A 22,612-nucleotide genomic window follows, 5' to 3' on the forward strand; every position below is an offset into this window, starting at 1 on the left:
GACCATTAAAAGTCTAACTCTTAACTCAAAATACTCTAATTCATTTCAATTATATCAGTAGAACTGTCTTCTCTGATCACGTAAATTTTCTTTTCCTGAGGTACTTCCAATACCAATTGAAAGCCGGTAAGTGTAAGTTCCATTTTTGGGGTCACTTCTTCTCCTTCAAAATACATTTTGTCCACTCCTCCCAATTCTTCGTAGGTTTTAGCATAGACCCTATTTGTTATAAAGTATTTCTTTTGTTTATAATAAATATCATATAAATGACGGTGTAATCTTTCCCCTTCCGTTTCTTTGATTTCTTTACTGATTTTCTCTCCTACTTTACTTTCTGTAAAATGTAGATACCCCCACTGTTCTGGCATGTGCATAGCAATTTCTCCTTGTGGCGACCACACCCAATTATGCTCTGGATAAGGTCTTCCTGTATCAGGGTTGATTTTTTTGGTGTACTCTCCTTCCTTTGCTTCCAAGTCCCAGTTTACTCTTGAGAAATTGATTCTCCATCGTGTATCTTCTTTCGGGAAAATGGCTAAAGGGTGTTCCTGAGCAATTACATTCCATGGAAAAGCAATTTCCAATGTCCACTTTTCATCTTTGTCTGATGGATCATTCAAAGTGCCATACATTTTTACTGCTGATTTTAAACCCTCAATCTGCCATGAATTCATAAACTTTCCTCCGTCTCTGTATGGTTTCGTCATCATCAAATCCCAGACGGTATTGAGCAGGTTCATTTCGAATTCATAATATTGAGAAGATGTAGGAACAGGATTAAGAAAAACTTCGAAATCGTTATCAAAATAAATCACTGCGTCTCTTTCGGTAATCGTACTCCAAAGATGAGGTTCTTCCAACTCGGCGGCGATATACAAGTAATCTTTATCCCACAACATTTTCACTCTTGTTTGAAATGGCGGATTGGGTTGTTTGTCTCCTTCAATATCCACAAAGTCCTGCGTCCATTCAGCATTTGCCCAGTCTTCTTCATCCAAAACACCATCAATTTTGATAGGGGTTGTAGATTGATAACACAAATAACTTTCAGGTGTTGGGTACTTTTGAGCCACAGTTGAAGTGGCAACAAAAAGAGTGATAATACTGAGGATAGAGATTAGTCTTAAAATCATTTTTAATGAGGTATCATAGCCTCAAAGTCAATTGAAATCAACCTTGAGACTTGTTTGTTTTATTTCAGTAATTCAGGATGAGTTTGATAAATTTTATATACTAATTCACCAAATAAAGTATTGGTCCATGCAAACCATGAGCGTGTAAATTTCTCAGGATTGTCTTTATGGAAAGATTCATGCATAAAACCAGTATCAGCGTGCGTTGCTTTCAATTGTTCTAAGCACCATTTTAATTCTTTTGGATCTTCTGAAGTGAGTCCTTTTTGAATAATAGACATTGGCCATACATAATCCAAACCAACGTGAGGACCGCCAATCCCTTCGTATTTTCCTTTGAAGAAATAAGGGTTATTCTCTGACCATACAAAGTTTCTAGTTCTTTGATATAAAGGATCATCAGCATCCATGCAATCTAAGTAAGGCATAGACAATAAACTTGGTACATTGGCATCATCCATAAAATATTGATTACCAAAACCATCAACTTCAAAGGCTAAAATTTTGCCAAAGTCTAAGTGGTCTTTTGTACCATATTTTTTAATGGCACTATCTACTTCTTCCGCTAATGCCAAACATTCATCTGCAAATGCTTTGTCTTTAACTACATTGGTATAAATATCAGCCAACTGCTTTAATGACGCTACCGCAAATAAGTTGGATGGAATAAGGAATGGTAATAAAGTAGAATCATCTGAAGGACGGAATGAAGAGACAATCAATCCACATGGTTTCATAGAGGCTCCTGCACCCCAGTTGGCCATCGTGTCTTCGTATTTTTGAGTTACCCTAGAGAAAGTATAAGGCCCCACTCCATCTTTACGCTGTTGCTCTTTGAAAGTCTTTACAATCAATTTTGCAGACTTCTGCCAAGTGGCATCAAAAATAGAAGCATCACCTGTTTTCTTCCAATAACCATTCGCTAATCTTACCGCATAACATAAGGAATCAATCTCCCATTTTCTTTCATGAGTTCCAGGCTTCATATCCGTAATGTCCGTTTCAGCCCATTTTGATTTTACTGTAGGATCTTTCTCAAAAGCATTGGCATAGGGGTCCAACAAGACACATTCTGCTTGTCGGTTCACCAAACCTTTGATCATAGTTTTCAGCTTATCGTCCTCATTGGCTAAAGGTAAGTAAGGCCAAACTTGTGCTGTTGAATCTCTCAGCCACATGGCAGGAATATCTCCAGTGATCACAAAAGTATCCGGTCGATCTCCCTTCATGGTAAATTCAACAGTGGTATCTATAGTATTAGGGTAGCAGTTGGTAAACATCCATCGGAGTTCATCGTCACCAATTTTCTTGGCTACCTTTTTGATAATTTTCTCCACTGCTTCTGAAGTGAATTTTCTTTCAGCAACTGCAGGTCTATGAGATGGGTATTTATCTTCAAACATTGCAGAGGCCATAGTGGTACCCCCTGCCATGGATAAGCCTGTCGTAAATAATCCTGTTGTTTTGATAAAATCTCTACGTTTCATTTCAATCTACTTGGTTTGTTCTGGTTAAATTAGTTTTGTTGATAGTTATTTTAAAGCGATTTCAACTGCTTTTTTTAGTGGTGTAAAACACCAATACAAGAACCTTATTAGCCCACGACTACTGCCATGGGGCTAATATTTATTTGGTTCAAGGGGTAAATCTTATAGGTTATTCAAGCATTTAACTTCTAATGCTTGTTTCAATTCTTCTGCTGTAATTGTTGTTCTTTCTAGTGTAATTACTTTCTCTTGATTGGCTTCTAAGTGGAAATAATTATCAGAGAAATGAGCGGTTGCTTCACCTGCTAAACTCAATGCTACACTTTCTGCAAAAGCATTTGACTGCAGCTTAATTTTTAATTCATTTCCACTTTCAATGACTGTTGTCGTGATGTTTACTTTTGGCAAAATCTGATCTTTTGGTTTTACGAAGAAAGCATAGTTTTTCGTTATCACTTTTCCTTTAGCATCAACGGCTTCTAAGGTTAAGTACATTGATCTTCTTTCTTGTAATGTAGATTTCCTACCTAAAAGCTCTTCTAAAGTAATTTCTAAAACTACCTTAGATGTGTTTCCATCTACTTTGATCGGTAAAGACTTTTTTGCTATTTCTTTTCCTTCAAATGTATTCCACTTTACATTCAAGGTTGCTCCAAAATCTTTCCACTCATCATTAACCAACCATACCGCCAATAATTCATCTTCAATATCAGTAGAAATCAATTGTTGTTGGAAGGCTCTTTCCGCCGCATAGTGTAATGCTTTCCATTCACCATAATAATCAATAGAAGACCAAGAAGCGGCAGGCCAGCAATCATCCAATTGCCAGTACAAGGTACCCATACAGTAAGGCATTCTTCTACGGTGGATCTCAAAACCTTGACGCATTCCATCCGCTTGAAGCAATTGGCCCACGTAAACAAAATCTTCAAAGTCAGTCGGCACATTAAAATCTCTTTCCATATAGACTTTAATCAAACCATTTCCTGTATAACTCTTCTGATGCGTATTCATTACATCCGTTTCCAAGCCCCAATCTTCTTCGATAGTGAATTTCTTGATGGCTTTGAATGAAGGGAAAGATTGGAAACCATATTCACTCATAAAACGAGGCACGTATTCTTTGAAGCTTTCAAATGGATATTTTCCGTGCCAAACACCCCAGAAGTGGTTATCTCCAATGGTGAAGTCTTCTAAATTACCCCAGTTTGAAATTGGTGATGAAGGATAATAGAAACGGCCTTCATCATAGGTTTCCACCATTTCTGGCAATACTTCTTTAAACAATCTATGGTAATCTTCTTTCAGTTTCGTTTGTACCTCTTCAGACCAGCCATAAGAATCTTGCCAGCCCCAGTTGTCCCAAGCTACGCCCACTTCGTTATTACCACACCAAAGTGCCAATGAAGGTCTATTTCTTAAACGCTTAATGTTGTAAGCCGCTTCTTCTTTTACTTTTCTGATAAAGTCTTTATCACCCGGATACATTGTACAGGCAAACATAAAATCTTGCCATACTAAAAGTCCTTTTTCATCACATTGATCATAGAAGTAATCACTTTCGTAAATTCCTCCACCCCACATACGCACCATGTTCATGTGTGCTCTTACCATACTTTCGATCATCCAATCGTAACGATCTTTTGTCACTGATGGTAAGAAGCTGTCCTGAGGAATATAGTTGGCACCCTTCATAAATACGGGCTGACCGTTGACTTTCACAAAGAAACTCTCCCCAATGCTGTCCGGTTCGTTGATCACTTCCACAGTTCTAAAACCAATTTTATGTGATTCTTGATCCACAAAGTCACCATCTACATTCAATTGTGTGATGATTTCGTATCTTGTTTGCTCACCCAAACCGTTTGGCCACCATAGTTCCGGGTTCTCAACTTCCGCTTGCAATTCGATCACATTCAAACCTTTATTCAACATCACTTTTTTCTCTTCCGATGAGAATGTTGATGAACTGTTTGTCAAGCGGATATTGGCGTCTCCCACTACACTTGATTTTACTTCAACTCTAGCTTTCAACTTTGCTTTTTCTTCTGTCAAGCTCACTTGCTGTAAGTGAACGTCATTAATTTGGGCACTGTTCCAAACCACTAATTCTACAGGTCTCCAAATCCCTGAAGTCACAAAACGTGGGCCCCAGTCCCAACCAAATGAATAAGGTGCTTTACGAGAGTAAATACTGTATTTTTCCTCTCTTGCATCATTGTCGGCAGGATATTCAAAGCCTGCTTGCTCTCTGAGTGGTTTTGTTATTTTGATAGGTGAATGAAAATAGACTTCCAGTACGTTACCTTTCTCCTTTAATAGTGAAGTTACTTCTTTGTTGTACCCCACAAACATATTGTCAGAAGAGATCACCTTTTTACCATTCAATGTTACATCAGCATAGGTATCTAGACCTTCGAAATTTAAGGCAAAGTGTTGATTTTCTTTGAAAGAAGTCGGTAAGTCAAAAGTTGTTTTGTAAACCCAATCTTCTTCTTCAATCCATTGTAAGTCTTTTTCATTTTGACGGTAAAATGGATCTTCAATTAGTTTATTTTGAAATAAGTCAGTGTGCACTACTCCCGGAACAGTCGCTGGGTACCATTGCTCCTTGTTGGCTTGTTTGAATTCCCAATCAGAATGTAAAGGATAAGATTTTTTTAATTGCTCTTGGCTTTCCCAATCTGTTGAACAACTCAAAATTAGTAGTGATAGAAATGCGTAAGTTAGGTAAGTAATGTTCTTCATCTTATTTCATTTATGCTAAAATAGCCCAAGGCGATCATTGCCTTGAGCTAGTCTTATATTTCTTGGTATTAATTTAATTCACCAAACAAGTAAGCAGAAACAAACCAGAAGTTTTGTTCTCCTTCCTTCAGTTTTTGTGCTGTTGGCATACTCACCGTAATCTCATGTTGACCCGAAATTTTATCCATCGGAATAATCATAGGTGGTACATCTGAACCCGGACACCAATTAGATCTTGACAAATCCGATGACGCTTCCGGCTCTTCGATTTCTTTCGTTCTGTAGCCTTTTGCTTCCCAATCAATGTAATCTACATTTCTCTTCTTCAACCAAACTCCTGATGTAGGATTGAATCTACGGAAAGAGGCACAGTCGGTTCTCCAAGGTGTGAACTTGAAGAATTCTTCTCCATCTAATTTAATGATGTTTTCTGTAGGGACAAACTCATCTCCTCCAGAATGTCCACCATGACCCGTAGTGATATACGCCAACTGAACATCTTTGGCATTTGCAGGAATTTCGACTGAAGTTCCAACATCTGCTCTTTGGAATTTATCGCAACCTCTTTGAGGCGGAATATATCTTACAGAATTCAACACTGGAGCTACCCAACGTTTCTTGGCAGGTGCATAGGCATTTTCAGATTCATCAAATCGTAATTTCACATCTACATTATACCCTTCTTTGGTCCAAGTGTCAATGTGAACACCGATATACACCTCTCCTTCCAATAAAGGTAAAAGCTGAGTGATATCCTGTTTCCACATTGCCTTTTCTGCCCATCCATCAATATAAACCGGCATTCTGTTAGGGTATTTTGAAGTATCTTGTTTTGAATAATGCCCCACTCCAAACGGTGTCATAAAACGCATCAATTCCACAGCAGGTTTGTATTCTCCTTCTGCAATCATACCCGGATAATTATCCGTTTGTTCGGCATCATCGCTATGCTTCAACTTGTATTGCTCTTGAGCTACCGTCAACATATTCACTCCATTGGCATCCATCACAAACACGGACCCTGCCTTATCCCAACGGTCACCTGCAGATGTTTCCTCCACAATGATAGAAACTTTAGTTTCACGTTCGAATTTTGGAATGTTGATTTTGCGAAGCATAATACGTCCCGCTTCAATATAAAACGGAGCTGTATCACTCACCTTAATCCCATCTTTTGTTAATTCAGGATCAAAGTAAAGATGCTCTTGATCAAATACATGATAAACTTTGTCACCTATAGATGGAATTTCTTTAGGTCCGCAGCTCACCATTAATACAGTTAAAGCGAGTAGTTGAAGAATTTGCTGTTTCATTTGCTGTCGTCTATTTATTTATTTCATTTTTGAGCGACTCCACTGTTTTATCACATGTTACCGCTCTTAAATATTCTGAGCCAGTACTTTCTTTACTCATTGCAACTCCATTGTTTTTGAAAGTCATCTGACTATCTACCAACTTCGAAGCAGAAGAATGCACTGCTGTCACCCCAGTTTTTTCTATAATTTCCTTTACATTTTTTGGTAAAACACCGCTTCCGGCCATAATCTCAATACGGCTATCAGCTTGTTTTACTAAACCTTTCAATACCTCAACTCCCTCAGGAGCCGTCATCATCTGACCTGACGTCAATACTCTATCCACACCAAGACCGATTAAGTCTTCTAATGCTTTGTGAGAATCTCTTGCCATGTCAAAAGCTCTATGAAAAGTGACACCCAAAGGTTTGGCTTCTTCTACCAGTGCTTTACATCTTTCTACATCTATTTCAGCATCTGCAGTAAGTGCCCCAATCACCACTCCATTCATACCTAATCTTTTAGCGGTTTTGATGTCTTCCAACATCTCTTCAAACTCTAGATCGGTAAAATAGAAGTCGCCACCTCTGGGTCTGATAATCGGGTAAACATCAATATCTACACTTTTTCTTACCAATTTCATCATACCTTCACTCGGTGTTGTACCTCCTTCAAGCCTTCCTCCACACAACTCAATTCTATCTGCCCCTCCTTTTTGGGCGTTGATGGCGGAGTCCACCGTGTATGAGCAAATTTCTAATGTTACGTTCATAATTTTTTGTAAAAGAGAAATGAGTTAGTCCTTATGAAAAGTATGCTTTAGTACTCTTCAATCTCACTCTCTTTCTTTTGGTTTTATTAGCTCTGTTAAGCTATATATGGTTAATATTTTGATTTATCGTCAATGAAAAATAGCGTCATAAAACGTGTTATTTATGATTCTATTTCTCATTGAATTGAAAACATGAATGGGACCTACTTTTATCCAAACATGCTTTTAGGTTTTTAATTATAATGCATTCATCGGAATAGAACTCGACACACCTAATTGTTTATTTGGCGTGTTTGTCATTTCAAACTCTACTACTCCTCCACTCATAATCTCTTGATGAGTGATATATAAACGATCTATCGATTGACCGTTTAATATGATTTTATTGATATACTTATTCTCTTTTGATACGTTATTAGCAACTACTTTAAATTCTTTTCCGTTCGAAGTTTTCATGACTGCTTCTTCAAAAATTGGAGTACCAATCACATATATTCCTTGAGCAGGGTTTACGGGGTAAAAACCTAGGCTACTGAATACATACCATGCTGAAATCTGACCACAATCCTCGTTTCCACTGATTCCCTCAGGAGTATTATCATATTGTGTAAACAGAATCTCGTGTATTTTCTCTTGTGTTTTCCATGCTTCACCCGCATAGTTGTATAGATAGGCAATATGATGCGATGGCTCGTTGCCATGAGCATACTGACCAATTAATCCTGTGATATCTGGAGATATATTATCGCCCGTTAGTTCTGATGAAACTGTAAATAATTCATCTAATTTAGAGACAAATGCTTCTTTAGAAGGGAATAAATCAATCAAACCTTGAACATCTTGTAGTACAAACCAACTGTGCTGGTAAGCATTACCCTCAGTGTAATCGGTATTTTCTCTATGGTTTGCTTCTGCTGGATCAAATGGAGTTCTGAAAGTACCATTCGTCAAGCGTCCTCTCATAAATTCTGTTTCAGGATCGAAAAGTGGTTTATAACCTTCCGAACGTTTCATGTATTCTGTATATCCCGCATCATCACCGACATGTTTTGCTACCTGAGCAATACACCAATCATCGTAGGCATATTCTAATGTTTTTGTCACTGACTCCCCACCTTTATCAGATGGTATAAAACCATATTTCTTATACGCTTTCAAATCACGCTCATCTTGCATTGAAGTCACTTTCATTGCTTCATACACGCGATTTGGATCAATTCCTTCAATTCCCTTTAAAACTGCATCAGCCAAAACAGGCATTGCATGGTATCCAGTCATACAGTTGGTTTCATTACCTGCCAATGCCCATACAGGCAGAAGCCCTGTTTCATCAAAGTGCGCTAACATTGAATTGATAAAATCCGCATTTCTTTTTTCAGACTCAATAATGGTCGATAATGGATGAACCGCTCTGAAAGTATCCCAAAGAGAAAATGTACTGTAGTATCTGAACCCATCTGCGTGATGCAGTTTATGATCCGCCCCTTTATAATTTCCTTGTGCATCTGAGTGCGTTACAGGAGCAATTTTTGAATGATATAATGCTGTATAAAAAATCGCTCTTGATTTTTCGTCTTTCGTTGTAATTTTGATTTGACTTAACGCCTCTTCCCAAACATCACTTGCTTCTTGTTTCTTCAAATCGAAATCGTAACCATTTGCTTCTTGCTCTAAAGCAACATGAGCACCTTCTAAAGTAGCAGAAGAAACACCTACTGCCGCTGTTACCTGACGTTGATTATCAACATTCTTGAAGAAAATTTGAGCGACTAACCTTTCTCCTTCCTTTTCTATATTAATTTTCTCGATAGGTTGAGAAAATTTCATTTCGAAATATACTCTTTGATCCTCAGCCCAACCTTTAGAAAGTCTTTCGCCTTGTACCCTAAAGTCATCAATTTGAGTTAATGATGACTTCGTTACTCCGTCCCAATTGACCGCAAAACCAAGATTGACAATCATCGATGGCTTTTCAGCTGATTGAGGGTAAGTCCAACGATGAAAACCTACTCTTGTTCCTGTCGTCATCTCAGCTTGAATACCGCTATTTTCTAAAAGTACTGAATAATAACCCGGTACTGCTACTTCATTATCATGAGAGTAACGCTGTGTATAAGGTAATTTCTCACGATTTTGTTCCATTGGATCCAACTGATGTTCTTTTTCAGTAGGTAAAACAATCAAATCATTTAAATCACCAATACCTGTACCGCTCAAGTGCAGATGACCAAAACCAATAAGTAATGAATCTGAGATATGATAACCACTGACCCAATCCCAGCCACTTACACCATTGATAGGGCTACACTGCACTCCACCATAAGGCAAAGTTGCACCAGGGAAAGTATGTCCATGCTCACCTGTGCCGATCAAAGGGTCTACAAAATCTACAAGTTTTTGATGTGATGCCTGTTTCGGCACTTCAGAAGTACATGCACTCATCACAACCAACGGCGTGAAAGCAATGACTTTTAAGCTATTTTTGATGTATTTTAAGATCGACACGGCAATTAATTTAAAGTATGATTAATAAAGGTTCGGTTATCATAAAGTGTTCTTTATACAGCAAAAATAAAAAAAAACAGAGACATTCATGCATTAAAACATGCAAAAACATGCATTCATTTCTTAACCTTTGCAAACAAGTCGACAATATCTAAATGTAATAGAGTATACACTTTAAAAACTAGATAGAATACAAGTAAAATAGGTATCAACTCACAAAACAACGCAAGTAAAAGTGAGAATATTACGCAATACCCAATTGGGAATCAAGCGATAAAAGAAGAACTATCTAATCCAACCTGAACAAAAAGAGGTTCAATATAGTATATTGAACCTCATGATTATGCGTTTATTTATTAGCTTATTCGTATTCCTGATAAATCAGGGTTCGCGTTATCTTTTGCTACACCACTGCGGAACTGCAATGAAGTGAATCGCTTCACTTGTGCCTGTTTCCTGTCTTTGTCTTTTGATTGCTTCTTCGGCATTTGTACCGTTTGCATTCAATTCAGAACCAGGATAAGGGAATCTGTAAGGACGAATACCACCTGTAGAACCACCTGTATGTAATAGTACAGTCTCAGTTCCTGTAACAACTGCATCATCGTTCGTTAAAGGATCTTTATCGTAAACCGGAAGAGGGAAATCCATCTGCGTAGAAGTTAGGTTACGGTTCACAAATGAAGGCATTCCTGTTCTTGTCACTAAAGAGAAAGCATTTACACAATCACCTGTTAAAGAAGCCCAGTGTTCCGTGATTACAAGTTCTCTTTTCGCTTCTAGATCCGGTGCGGCATTATATCTATCCATTACACCCTGTACATATTTTAATTTGTTATCAAGGTGACTGTAAGCTGGATTAGTTTGTTTTTTATAGATATCTACAAATGCATCCTCTAAAGTACCACCTTTGAAACCAACTGCATCATATTTTGATAAAGCAAGTTCTACTGCATTTGATAAAGCGTTGGGATCACTTACACCGTACGAAGGAATTGTTGAAGCTTCTGCGATATAGAACATTACCTCATCGGCACCTAAAATAATTGTTGGAGCCACTGCGTTGAATACTTCTGGTGAAATTGCAGCCAATGTCATGAATTGACCTTCATCCGCAATTTGCTGTGTTCTGTTAGCCCAGAAATCAATATGTTGATTGGCTTGACCTTCTACTTTATATAGCGAACGTGTACCATCTGAAGTAGATCCTAAACGTAAACCTCTAAAATGTACTTTATTGAATACACCTGGCTCATTGGTTTGTGCAACTGCAAATGGATCAAAGTCTTTATACACTGATACATCGGTATAAGCTTCAGTTGAAGAGCTTGAGTAATCCAAATGGCAAGCTAAACGGAAAATACGAGGATCTTCGTTTTTCTGCATGTATTCCAACAATTCTGGTGAGAAGTAATTCCCTGAGAAACCACCTACAAGAGAGTTGTTTGCAATACCATAACCATTGACGGTAGAACCCCAAGCACCCCCTTCATTGGTATGGTGAATGACAGGAGCTACATTCCAAGAATCGATATAATCATTAGTATCATAACCCAAGTGGAAAATTTCAGCTCCACGTGTTGGATTAGCTTCAGACATCATCATACCAATTTTGATGTATAAAGAGTGGATGATTTTGATATAAACTTCTTTATATGGCAACCCTACTCTGTAAGCGTCATAATCAGCTAGGCGCTCTACTTTTGAAATGTATTCTTTCGCTTCTTTCAAGTCCTCCACCATCATTTCAAATACATCTTCCTGACGGTCATAAGCAGGGTAGTAAATACCTTCTGTATAACCTTTACCTGCAGTAGAGTAAGGAATATCACCATAAAGCTGAGTGGCACGTAATTGATTGATGACATTGACTACGGTAAATCTTCCGTATTCTGCCATTGCCTCGTCGCTACCATCTTCTTTCAATCGTTGCTTTGAATCCTCAATATTACGGATCATATCACGATATAAGTTTTCAAAGAATGCTCCAGTATATTCACCATTCTCACCAAAGCCAGAACCTGTTCCAATGTAAGTAGATGAAATACCAGACATAGGACCTGTCATGATGATGGATGTTCTCCATCCTTCATGTCCATTTGAATAAGCCTTTGTTTGAGTGAATGGTAAGATATGCTTCACGTTCAAGTCGGTACTTTTCCAAGGATCTTGGTTCATTTCCTCGAAATTGTGGGTACACCCTGTATTTAAAAGTGAAGATACACCAATTGAAGCGGCGATTAATATATTTTTAAGTTTCATTTGTCTCTTAGAAATTAGCGTTTAACTTGAAAGTGAAAGTTCTAGGTAAAGCCATTGTTGAAGCTTCGATACCTTGTGCGTTGCCTGCTGAGAATGATGCTTCTGGATCAAAGTTGTCATTGTTTCTCCACAAGTAACCAACGTTGAATGCTGAAGCAGAAAGGTTCACATTCTTGATGAAAATGTTTTCCATCCAGTGTTGAGGCAACATGTAATTTACTGATACTTCACGAAGTTTGATAAATGACGCATCATACATGAAGTGATCTGCTTTTGCTGAAGCATAGTATAATTCAGGGTTTACATTACCTTCGAAAGTTACATACTCAGGATTACCCTCTGCATCTGTAACTGGCACACCATTGCCATCTAATTTAGCAGTTACTAAACCACCTGGATTCCAGAAGCCGTCTCCTTTATTCCACTCTTCTCTACCTTCTATTGTATCTAAATGCTTACCATTTGAGTACATCGCTGCATTTGTTGTTGAGTAAACATCTCCTCCAAATTTACCGTCAATCAAAATAGTTAATGATACATTTTTGTAACGGAAAGTGTTTCTAAAACCTGCCATCCATGGCTGAACACCATTACCAATAATGGATGGAGTATCTTCTGCTAGAATTACCCCTTCAGGGTTCACAACAATATTACCGTTTCCATCTCTTAATGTTTTACGACTTACAATTGCCCCATATGCTTCACCAGGAATTGCTTGGATTGTTCCTTGCTCATTTAAAGAATAGAACTCTACACCTTCTGTCAATGACACGACTTCATTGTAGTTATAAGCAGCATTGATAGCTGTAGTCCAGTTAAAGTTTGGCTTGTCAATTACTTTATAGTTCATGGCCATTTCCCAACCTTCGTTAAGGATTTCACCTGCATTAATAATTAACTGTGCATAACCTGACGACTGAGAAATGTTTACTGGTAAAATTTGATTCACCGAAACAGCCTTGTAGCGAGCAATATCAATTCCTAAACGATCATTAAATAACCTTAAGTCTAAACCAAATTCTGTAGAAGTCTGCATCGAAGGCTTCAAATTATTATTAGGTATAACTCTGTTACTAATTTCACCATAAACAAGATTACCAGGCATATTGAAACGGTGAATAGTGTATTGTTGATGTAGCATATATGGATCTGTATCACTACCAACTTTTGCCCAGTTAGCTCTAATTTTACCAAATGTCAACCATTCAGGTGTGTCCCAATCCATATCAGAGAATACCCAAGTACCAGAAACTGATGGGTACAGGAATGAATTACTATGAAGTGGCAATGTTGACGACCAGTCGTTTCTTACTGAAGCATCTAAGAATAAATAGCCATTGTACCCAATAGAACCCATAGCATACACGGAGTTAATCTGTTTTTCGTATGTTCTCATATCCATCAATACAGACTGACCAGCAGTTGGGTTTTGAAAATCAGGTGATGCAAATGTAGAAGATCCTACATCTTGTGAATTTCTAATCACATGCATTTTAGAAGCACCAGCATTTACATTAATATCAAAATCACCTACTTTTTTATGGTATGTTACTAAGAAATCATAGTTTGATTCCATCTCTTTGTAGTTTCTTTTGAAAGCTCGTCCATCACTGTTCAAAGCTCCACCCCATGCATCTAAAACATCTTGAGTAAAATCGTTATAATCAATACCTGCACGACCCATTATTTTTAAATCATTTGTAATTTCATACGTCACTGATGTCATTGCATTGATACGGTCAAGGTTATCTTGGTTATAACTTTCTCTTAAGTTAAAGAAGATGTTTGAACCATTATCATTGTATCCGTAAGATCTCCCGTCTTCGTCCTTATGTTGTGCGCTTAACCAGTTAATAGAAGTAGTTGAAGGCAGTCCCATTAGGAAGTTCATTGTTGAACCATATCCTCCACCATTCTTCAAACGGTTATATCCTTTGGCATTCGAATAGTTCATTCGACCATCAACCTTCAATTTCTTTGCTATCTCAGTATTTCCTTTGATAGAGAAAGTATTTCTCTTATAAGTAGAAGATTCTACCATTGCTTCGTTATTCATATTCGAATAAGAAAATCTTAATGATGATTTCTCATTGGAAGTATAAGCACTCACTGACGTGTTTGATGTAATCCCTGTCTTATAAAAGTCGCGGTAGTTATTAAAATACTGCAACTTATGTGCTATCTGTTCGTCTTCTGGAAGTCCTGAATTGAAATAATAGAATTTACTGTCCTGACCTTGAATTCTAGGACCCCACATTGCAGTAGCTGACTTTGGATCACCAGTAATGTCTCCCATAGAACCTGCACCATATTGTTTTTGTTCATTAGGGGTAATACCTAATACATCTAAGGAAATAGACTGTGAAAAATCAACACCTGATTTTTGTCCTTTTCCTGATTTAGTAGCAATTAATACCACACCGTTAATTGCTCTTGAGCCATACAATGCTGTAGCTGAACCACCTTTCAATACATTGATTGATTCAATATCATCTGGGTTTAAAGATGATAAACCATCACCTGAAGAAATATCTCCTTCATAACCTTCACCTCCATCTTTAAATGTAGAGTTAGACATTGGTACACCATCAATAACATAAAGTGGTTGGTTATTACCATCTAGGTTTGCAGCACCACGAATCACTACTCTTGATGATGAACCTGCACCATTAGCGGGTGCAATTTGTACACCTGCAACTTGACCAGCTAACGAGTTCATCATGTTACCAGTCGCTGTTGCAGCATCTGCCATATCTTCAGCTTTTACACCTTGAACAGCATAACCAAGAGATCTTTCTTCTCTTTCAATACCCAAAGCGGTCACTACAACCTCTTCAAGCTGTTCAGCATCAACTTGTAAATTAATATCGATTTTTGATTGTGAATTCACAACAACCTCTTGTGATTGATAACCCACAAAAGAAAATACTAATGTATTCTGTCCCTCAGAGAGTTGGAGGATATACTTACCATCAAAGTCGGTAACAGATCCAACATTTGTCCCTTTCACTAAGACGTTAACACCAGGAAGAGGCGAATTATCAGAGGCGTCTTTAACTATACCGGTTACAGCTCGATCTTGAGCATAGGCGTTACTCAACACCAAAAAGGTGCTCAATAACAGTAGTAAACATTTTCTCATGTTTCTCGAATAAATAGATTAGATACGAAAATAAAGTTTGTAACAGAAAGCGTAGAGCGTCCTCCTCACTTAATGTCTAGTTCTTAACTTGAGGCTGACTACATTTTCAAACAGCACATAACGAACAGTGATCATTGAATAAGATTCAACCTCAAGTGATTGGTTTTTTGGTAAATTTTCTATTGATTAATGCATAAAGTATACGGCAATGCTCAATAAATGAAATTGAAGGGCTTCAATTCATAAAGAACAAGGTTTTGGAGATTGTTATCTCCGCCACTATTCCATAAACTCCATTGATGAAATTGTTTGAAATCAGTTTAACGAATAGAAAATTGATACTCAGATTTTATTTAATTACGAATAGATAAATTTGTAAATTTTATAAACTTAGTGTTATAATTTATGATTAGATTATAATGTTGTTGTCGTGTTTATTAATAGTCTGTCATTTCATTTATTAGCTATAATTTGATAATAAATGAATGAAGAACATTAATTTAAGGATGTAGATTGATAAAAGACTGTTATGTTAGTATAATTCATTTCGCTTCACGCTTCAAGTTGATTCCGTATCAAATCACCTCTACCCCTTCATGAACGAAAGGTTTTAAAATTTCTGAGGTTGGATTTAATTCCGTAATAATCGTATTGACGTGTTTTAGCTTCACTCCTAAGAAAGGTTGTGCAGTCATCAACTTATCTGAAGTTGCCACCGAAATCACCTTTCTAGAAGCATTCGCCATTGCGCCTTTCACTTCTACTTCTTCTCTATCAATATCAGTAATACCACGGTTTATATCGATGCTTCTTGTACCCATAAAACACAAATCTGCTTTTATGTCGGATAACTCATTGATTACAGAATAACCAACAGTGACCAAAGCATTTGGAAGTAATTTACCTCCCAAGAAATAAACATCAAGGAAACGATAAGGAGCCAGACTTGTAGCAATAGGCAAACAGTTTGTGATAATGGTCGCTTTCAAGTCTTTTGGCAACTTTTTCGTGATTTCCAGGTTTGTAGTACCACCGTCAATCAAGATCACTAAATCATCTTTAATCAATGAAATAGCCTTATCTGCAATTACTTCTTTTTTAGCCTTAGAATAGACTTCTCTATCTTCATAACTAAATGGAATGTAAGATGAAACATCAGAATGCTCATCAGTGCTGTCCGCATTTTTAACGGCCCCACCATGTACTCTTCTGATTTTTCCAGAATCAGACAACTCTCTTAAGTCTCTTCTAATTGTATCTTCCGATACGTTCAATGAGATACTTAATTCAGATGATAAAACTTTATTGTTTTTTCTGATTTCATCTAAAATAAATTGTTGTCTTTCTTCTTTTAGCATTTTTAATTGTGGCTAGATGAATAAAGTGTTTTGACTACACCACAAACATATAAAAACACGCACAAACACGCAAATTCAATTTGAACTATATTTATTAATAAATGTAAATAATTACAACTTTTTAATATAAACTCTTATATAAAGGGTAAAAATGCATAGTTAACGACATCTAATAAAGAATAAAAAACATGCAGTTACTGCATCATACAGCTGAAAACAAGCGATTTATAAAACCCTTAACATCGTCAACAACAAGCAAAAACATGCAGACATAAAAAAAAGAAAAGCATTTCTACTTTTCTTCTTAATATATTTTAACAGTTTAAGATTAACTTAAAACTGCAAACTTTTCATGTGCTTCTAAATATGATTTTACTTGTTCCATCAACCACATTGGGGTAGAAGTAGCTCCTGAGATGCCTACTTTGTCTCCCACATTGATCCAAGATAAATCAATCTCATTTTCGTTTTCAACAAAATAGCTTCTAGAATTATTTTTCAGACAAACATTATAAAGTGCTTTACCATTAGATGATTTCTTTCCACTGACGAAGATAATTACATCCATTTCGCCAGAGAATTTTACCATTTGAGGCTCTCTATTAGACACTTGTCGGCAAATACTATCATTCGCATTAAATAAAGTCTCATGTGCTCCTTCGCCATGTACCTCATCAATTCGCCTTTCAATCTCTGCTTTCAATTCATAAAATCCTTTTGTGGATTTTGTTGTTTGACTGAATAAAGTCACGGGCTGATTAAAATCTACCAATTCCAAATCCTCGATACCTGTTACAATGATACAGTTATCGCCTGTTTGCCCAGTTAAACCGATCACTTCTGCATGACCCGGCTTACCGTAAATCACTAATTGTCCTTCTTGACTTGAAGTTTTATCATACGCATTCTTCACACGATTTTGTAGTTTTAATACAACCGGACAAGAAGCGTCAATCAATTCAATATTATTTTCAATAGCTGTTTTGTAAGTAGCCGGAGGTTCACCGTGTGCCCTAATCAATACTTTGCAATCACTCAGATCTTTTAATTGATCACGATCAATCACTACTAAGCCTTTTTCACGAAGGCGTTTTACCTCCATATCATTATGAACAATATCTCCTAAGCAGTACAATTTTCCAGAGTCATCCATTTCTTCCTCTGCCATTTGTATTGCAAATTCAACGCCGAAGCAATAGCCTGATTTATGATCTATAGTAACTTCCATTAGTGTATTTTTAATTTGAGAACATTGCAAATTTAAGAACTTTAATTGAGTCAATAAAAAAATTACTCCTCGTGAATGAATTTTTCAATTTTATTTAATTCTCCCCTTTTCACTTCCTTTAAATCATATTTTGAAGGAGATAGCACCTCTATCAAATGTTCCATTGCTTTTTCAGGAAATGCTGTTTCACCACAAGTGTAAAAATCTACTGAAACGAAGTGATGTTCAGGCCATGTATGCACTGCAAAATGACTTTCTTGAATAACCACAACACCAGAAACTCCATAAGGTGAAAAATGATGAAAAACAGACTGTACAATCGTCGCATTTGCCGCCACTGCAGCTGCTTCCATGATCTTTTTCATTGCTTCAGGACTATTGAGTGCTTCATGTTTACATGCATACAATTCTCCTAAAAGTTGCTTCCCTAAAAAAATTTCCTCTCCTTTATAAAAACTCATTTAATATATTTCCTAAAGTTTTAAAACTTATGTTCGACAAATTTGTTTGTATTTTTTTCCTTTTTCTCTTGACAAACTGTACTTCGAAAAAACAAGAAACTGACACCTTATTATATACGATACCTTTTGAAATTGATACAGAAAATGATGAAAATATTCTTTCTATTATCAAAAAAAAGGTAGCACAAGACAAATACTGGCAATCTATTCGTACATTATCCGACTCCTCTTTTGTGGAAATGATCAAACTCGACAGCATGTTTGTTTTAGATATACGTTATGCTACCGATAATAATTTCACAAAAAAAGTCCTCTACCCCTGTCCCAAGGCTTTACTTCGCAAAAAGGTGGCCTTACAACTTATAAAGGTACAACATGAACTTCTTAAAAAGGGTTATAGAATAAAATTATTTGATTGTTATCGTCCATTAAGCGTACAGTGGAAAATGTGGGAGGCGTATCCGGACCGTCGTTATGTTGCTGATCCTAAAAAAGGATCTTGGCACAACAAGGGTTCTGCCGTAGATTTAACACTTTGTACTATGGACGGAAAACAGGTAGATATGGGCACTACTTATGATTATTTTGGGAAAGAAGCTTGGCCTGATTATCAAGATTTACCTCAGAATGTATTAGCCAACAGACGTCTATTGGCTGAAACAATGTGGAAATTTGGTTTTGGTCCTACCTCTACAGAATGGTGGCATTATTCTTACAGGTTAATGAGCTTTCCGATATCAGATCACCCTCTGAATTGCGAATAAATATAAAAACGTAAAAAAAATACTTAATAAGACACTGACCTATAATATTTTACAAAATAATTTCATACATTGTTAAAACAAAAGATGAAGACTTTTAGTCGCTATCTTTTCTATAGTTTATTATACCATTAATCATGAACAATCGCTTCCAACATGATTGTATTTAAAAATGAATCAGCATTTGTGGAATGGAATACCACCACAGATACTTTAATTTGTAACTGGAAAACTGTTACCAACTCGACGAAAATGGAAGAAGTCATTGAATCCATTGTAGAAATTCGTAACATAAATGAGATTAAACACTATGTATCCAATCGAAGTCATTTAAATTACTCCTGGTCAGGACTTCCTGAGTGGCATTTGTTTTTTGACACAGATTCAAAATCCTTATTAAACTTTGATGATGTTTATATCATCGACCCACACCAAAGTAGTAATGAACACCTAAAAGATTCACTCGAAACGATATCAGATAATATCAATCCACAGTTTGAATATAAAACCTTTAGGAATTACAAAGTTTACAAAAGTATAACTGAAGGTTACTTAATAAAATAACAAAAGGCCTACTCTAAACAGTAGGCCTTTTGCTTTTTTAAAACTAGAATACTAATTCATTTTTACTTTTCAAATAATAATACGTTCGTTCTTGAGAACCTTCTTGATGAGATGAAAGAGCCAAATAAGAATTATTTTGCTCTTGATCAATAACTCTACCTTTCACTCCATCTTCCCATTGCATCGTCATAATATCTTTGATAATCTGATAATTTTGTTCTTCTAAAACTGGAGTAATGACTTCAATACGGTGATCAATATTTCTCGTCATCCAATCTGCTGAACCAATGTACATTTTCTCATCTTCTCCTGATCCAAAAATATAAACTCTTGAATGCTCCAAGAAACGATCAATAATACTTATTACTTCAATATTTTCACTTTGCCCTTCAACACCCGGCACCAAACAACAAATACCCCTTACGATCAATTGAATTTTCACACCTGCGTTGCTTGCCTTGTACAGGTGTTTTATCATTTTTTTATCTTCAATACTATTCAGCTTCAAGAAAATACGGCCTTCTCCACCACTCTTCGCCTTCTTTATTTCTCTGTCAATCAAGTTGGTAAATGTATCTCGTGATGTGAAAGGAGACACCAAAAGGTTTTTAATTTTCGGAACAATTAAATCTCCTTCCAATACTCCAAATACTTGATGTACTTCCTTTGTTAAGTTGGGATTTGCAGTCAACAAACCAAAATCTGTATAAATAGTGGCCGTTTTCTCGTTAAAGTTACCAGTGCCGATATAGGCAAAAGTTTCATTGGTTGTGCCTTTTTCGATGTAGAGTATTTTTGAATGCACTTTTATTCCAGGGTAACTATACTTTACATTGGCTCCAGCATCCTCCAATCTTTTACCCCATTTTATATTGTTTTCTTCATCAAAACGGGCTTTTGTTTCAATAAAAGCAAATACCTTTTTACCATTTTGAACAGCTCTCAATAAAGCTTTTGCAATTTTGGAATCCGAAGAAACCCTATACAATGTTATTTTGATTGTTGTTACTTCCTTATCTTCAGCTGCTTCTTCAATCCACTTTAAAATTCCATCATACGACTCAAAAGGGAAATGTAAAATTCTCTCTTTTTCTTTTATTACTGAAAAAATGGATTGTTCTGTTTTGATATAACTCGGAGCAATAGGTGGTAATTTTTTATTTTCCAATTGATCTCCAAGTGGATTCGGAAAACCAAAGAAATCTTTCATCTTATGATATTCCCCACCATATACGATATCAGTATCATTAATATCTAAGACTGCTTGAAGTTGTTGATTCGTTTTTTCATCAACCTTCGCGTCAATTAATGCTCTTGTGATTTGCCCTACATTACGGTTAGAAAGAGAATTTTTAATCTTCTCTAATAAATCTCCTGAATATTCATCTTCGATATACAACTCAGCATCTCTTGAAACCTTTAGTTCAAAAAAAGATTGTTCATAACGTTCTTTGAGATATACTTTTAAAATATCATCTATATAAGCAATATTATGTCCTTGTTCAGAAGGCAGCTCAATAAACCTCACCTCTTCCGGTACTTTCACACATGTAATTCCTCCTTCAGCCTTTGCAGTGATCAAGTATAACTTTTCATTTTCAATAAATAGGCACTTCTCTTCAGAAGAAAAATCATCCTTTATCTCCAAAGGTTCTACCAACTTAGTATTAATGAAATCTTTTGCAAATTCTTTATAATCCCTTTCTATTTCATTCAAAGAAAGAATATGAATCCCAAGTTCATTGAGTTCGGGGGTGATTTCATTTCTAAAAATATGCCCCAGCACTTCACCCTGCCTATCTACCTCTTGTTTAATCTCTCTTAATAATTTATTAGGCTTTGTAATTAGTTTCTTTCTTAATTCTTTATCTAAACTTTTAATTTGACGAATGTCAGATACTCTTACCTTAAAAAATTCATCCAGATTCGAGGAATAGATCGCTAAAAATTTAATTCTTTCATATAATGGGTTGCTCTTGTCTTTTGCTTCTTGTAAAACTCTTTCATTAAAACGAAGCCATGACAAATCACGGTTAAAATAAGTATATTTCATAGTTTATAGATCTCTCTGTGTAAGTACTTAAGTTCAATAACAATAATAGTTCATATACGGGTAATGTCCTCGTTTTAGTTATTACTAAAGAGTTAAAAATATTCAAGTTTAGAATGTTATAAACAATAATCACATTGTAAACTAAATTAACGTTAACTTCTAATCGATCTTTCTACTAGCTTTTATAAGATCGACTTTCATAAAAAGAAAAAGGTTTCAATATCACAAAAATGACATTGAAACCTTTCGTAATGTTATGTGATAGCTTTACCTAAACACCCAACATTAAGTTTTTCAACTTTTTATCAGCAGGCTTATTTCCTAACCAGATACCAAAAAGTGCTCTTTGGAACTCTTCTCCTTTAACCGTAGTTAGTAATTTCCCGTTTTTATATGCTTTTAACTCTTTACCTGAAGTGACAAACTTGAAGATATCTCCTACTTCAATCTCCTCTCCAAATACAGCAATAAAGCTGTCAATTTCAGATTGTAAGCTAGAAGTATCTCCTCCTAATGAGTTTTTAAACCCAGTTCTAACAGTTTCTTCCATTTTTCCAGCCGTAATCAAACTTGAAATAATATCCAGTTGGATCATCTTCATCTCATTACTGTATAGAATCTTGTTTGCATCAGAAGATTTCCCAGGTAGATAAAGGCTTCCCACATACAATGACAAGAAGTATTTAGATCTTACACCTGCTCCATTTAATTGGAGTTTCGTTCCTGATTCCTCTACTGAGTTTTGAAGAACTACATCTGAAATCTCTGTTGTTTGTGCACTGACAGTTACCACTGACATTACAGTCAGTAGAAATGCGATAAATGCTCTTTTCATCTTATTTA

15 protein-coding genes are annotated in these 22,612 nt (G+C 36.2%); 2 read left to right on the forward strand and 13 right to left on the reverse strand.

From position 1 onward, the window contains the following. Nucleotides 1-35: 35 nt before the first annotated feature. The 11 genes from PL77_RS04150 to speD all read right to left on the reverse strand — a co-directional run bounded on the left by PL77_RS04150 (nt 36) and on the right by speD (nt 18,391). Nucleotides 36-1,133, reverse strand: a complete 1,098-nt coding sequence (locus PL77_RS04150; protein WP_044202079.1) for a carbohydrate-binding family 9-like protein — start codon at nt 1,131-1,133, stop codon at nt 36-38. Between the two features lie 59 nt (nt 1,134-1,192). Further along, entirely contained in the window at nt 1,193-2,620 is a 1,428-nt protein-coding gene (locus tag PL77_RS04155) for a glycoside hydrolase family 125 protein (RefSeq protein WP_044202081.1), read from the reverse strand. Between the two features lie 162 nt (nt 2,621-2,782). Continuing rightward, on the reverse strand, nt 2,783-5,368 hold the full coding sequence (locus PL77_RS04160) for a glycoside hydrolase family 2 protein (protein WP_052444153.1): 2,586 nt from the start codon (nt 5,366-5,368) through the stop codon (nt 2,783-2,785). 68 nt (nt 5,369-5,436) lie between these two features. Further along, nucleotides 5,437-6,681 carry a PNGase F N-terminal domain-containing protein gene (locus tag PL77_RS04165; protein WP_044202083.1) on the reverse strand — a complete coding sequence of 415 codons (1,245 nt, stop codon included), beginning with the start codon at nt 6,679-6,681 and terminating at the stop codon, nt 5,437-5,439. A gap of 10 nt (nt 6,682-6,691) precedes the next feature. After that, a complete protein-coding gene (locus PL77_RS04170) occupies nt 6,692-7,435 on the reverse strand; it encodes a copper homeostasis protein CutC (protein ID WP_044202084.1) in 744 nt (247 codons plus the stop codon). 237 nt (nt 7,436-7,672) lie between these two features. After that, nucleotides 7,673-9,940 carry a GH92 family glycosyl hydrolase gene (locus PL77_RS04175; protein WP_216595876.1) on the reverse strand — a complete coding sequence of 756 codons (2,268 nt, stop codon included), beginning with the start codon at nt 9,938-9,940 and terminating at the stop codon, nt 7,673-7,675. 393 nt (nt 9,941-10,333) lie between these two features. After that, complete coding sequence (locus PL77_RS04180) at nt 10,334-12,202, reverse strand: SusD/RagB family nutrient-binding outer membrane lipoprotein (RefSeq protein WP_044202088.1); 1,869 nt, start codon at nt 12,200-12,202, stop codon at nt 10,334-10,336. A gap of 7 nt (nt 12,203-12,209) precedes the next feature. Next, nucleotides 12,210-15,344 carry a SusC/RagA family TonB-linked outer membrane protein gene (locus PL77_RS04185; protein WP_044202090.1) on the reverse strand — a complete coding sequence of 1,045 codons (3,135 nt, stop codon included), beginning with the start codon at nt 15,342-15,344 and terminating at the stop codon, nt 12,210-12,212. Between the two features lie 575 nt (nt 15,345-15,919). After that, nucleotides 15,920-16,702, reverse strand: a complete 783-nt coding sequence (locus PL77_RS04190; RefSeq protein ID WP_044202092.1) for a DeoR/GlpR family DNA-binding transcription regulator — start codon at nt 16,700-16,702, stop codon at nt 15,920-15,922. Nucleotides 16,703-17,030: 328 nt separating this feature from the next. Next, on the reverse strand, nt 17,031-17,930 hold the full coding sequence (locus PL77_RS04195) for a 4-hydroxy-3-methylbut-2-enyl diphosphate reductase (RefSeq protein ID WP_044202094.1): 900 nt from the start codon (nt 17,928-17,930) through the stop codon (nt 17,031-17,033). Nucleotides 17,931-17,992: 62 nt separating this feature from the next. Beyond that, the gene (gene speD / locus PL77_RS04200; protein ID WP_044202096.1) at nt 17,993-18,391 is read right to left on the reverse strand and encodes an adenosylmethionine decarboxylase; all 399 of its coding nucleotides are present in this window, start codon (nt 18,389-18,391) and stop codon (nt 17,993-17,995) included. A gap of 29 nt (nt 18,392-18,420) precedes the next feature. Between speD and PL77_RS04205 the strand changes: the two genes are divergently transcribed. Together PL77_RS04205 and PL77_RS04210 are read left to right on the forward strand one after the other, a co-directional pair. Then, nucleotides 18,421-19,155, forward strand: a complete 735-nt coding sequence (locus PL77_RS04205) for a M15 family metallopeptidase (protein WP_044202098.1) — start codon at nt 18,421-18,423, stop codon at nt 19,153-19,155. A 153-nt stretch (nt 19,156-19,308) separates the two neighbouring features. Then, nucleotides 19,309-19,716 carry a hypothetical protein gene (locus PL77_RS04210; RefSeq protein ID WP_044202101.1) on the forward strand — a complete coding sequence of 136 codons (408 nt, stop codon included), beginning with the start codon at nt 19,309-19,311 and terminating at the stop codon, nt 19,714-19,716. A 43-nt stretch (nt 19,717-19,759) separates the two neighbouring features. Here the strand turns inward: PL77_RS04210 and ppk1 are convergent, their stop codons facing one another. Both ppk1 and PL77_RS04220 read right to left on the reverse strand, forming a co-directional pair. After that, entirely contained in the window at nt 19,760-21,769 is a 2,010-nt protein-coding gene (ppk1, locus tag PL77_RS04215) for a polyphosphate kinase 1 (RefSeq protein WP_044202103.1), read from the reverse strand. A 271-nt stretch (nt 21,770-22,040) separates the two neighbouring features. Then, complete coding sequence (locus PL77_RS04220) at nt 22,041-22,604, reverse strand: chalcone isomerase family protein (protein WP_044202105.1); 564 nt, start codon at nt 22,602-22,604, stop codon at nt 22,041-22,043. Between the last annotated feature and the right edge of the window lie 8 nt (nt 22,605-22,612).

This window comes from Flammeovirga sp. OC4 (assembly GCF_000812565.1).
Lineage (GTDB): Bacteria > Bacteroidota > Bacteroidia > Cytophagales > Flammeovirgaceae > Flammeovirga.

Bases quoted from the DNA above. Each gene is read 5' to 3' on its own strand.
- PL77_RS04165 (WP_044202083.1), bottom strand. From the start codon at position 6,681: ATGAAACAGCAAATTCTTCAACTACTCGCTTTAACTGTATTAATGGTG.
- PL77_RS04170 (WP_044202084.1), bottom strand. From the start codon at position 7,435: ATGAACGTAACATTAGAAATTTGCTCATACACGGTGGACTCCGCCATC.
- PL77_RS04205 (WP_044202098.1), top strand. From the start codon at position 18,421: ATGTTCGACAAATTTGTTTGTATTTTTTTCCTTTTTCTCTTGACAAAC.
- PL77_RS04155 (WP_044202081.1), bottom strand. From the start codon at position 2,620: ATGAAACGTAGAGATTTTATCAAAACAACAGGATTATTTACGACAGGC.
- PL77_RS04160 (WP_052444153.1), bottom strand. From the start codon at position 5,368: ATGAAGAACATTACTTACCTAACTTACGCATTTCTATCACTACTAATT.
- PL77_RS04220 (WP_044202105.1), bottom strand. From the start codon at position 22,604: ATGAAAAGAGCATTTATCGCATTTCTACTGACTGTAATGTCAGTGGTA.
- PL77_RS04180 (WP_044202088.1), bottom strand. From the start codon at position 12,202: ATGAAACTTAAAAATATATTAATCGCCGCTTCAATTGGTGTATCTTCA.
- ppk1 (WP_044202103.1), bottom strand. From the start codon at position 21,769: ATGAAATATACTTATTTTAACCGTGATTTGTCATGGCTTCGTTTTAAT.
- PL77_RS04195 (WP_044202094.1), bottom strand. From the start codon at position 17,930: ATGGAAGTTACTATAGATCATAAATCAGGCTATTGCTTCGGCGTTGAA.
- PL77_RS04150 (WP_044202079.1), bottom strand. From the start codon at position 1,133: ATGATTTTAAGACTAATCTCTATCCTCAGTATTATCACTCTTTTTGTT.
- speD (WP_044202096.1), bottom strand. From the start codon at position 18,391: ATGAGTTTTTATAAAGGAGAGGAAATTTTTTTAGGGAAGCAACTTTTA.
- PL77_RS04190 (WP_044202092.1), bottom strand. From the start codon at position 16,702: ATGCTAAAAGAAGAAAGACAACAATTTATTTTAGATGAAATCAGAAAA.
- PL77_RS04185 (WP_044202090.1), bottom strand. From the start codon at position 15,344: ATGAGAAAATGTTTACTACTGTTATTGAGCACCTTTTTGGTGTTGAGT.
- PL77_RS04210 (WP_044202101.1), top strand. From the start codon at position 19,309: ATGATTGTATTTAAAAATGAATCAGCATTTGTGGAATGGAATACCACC.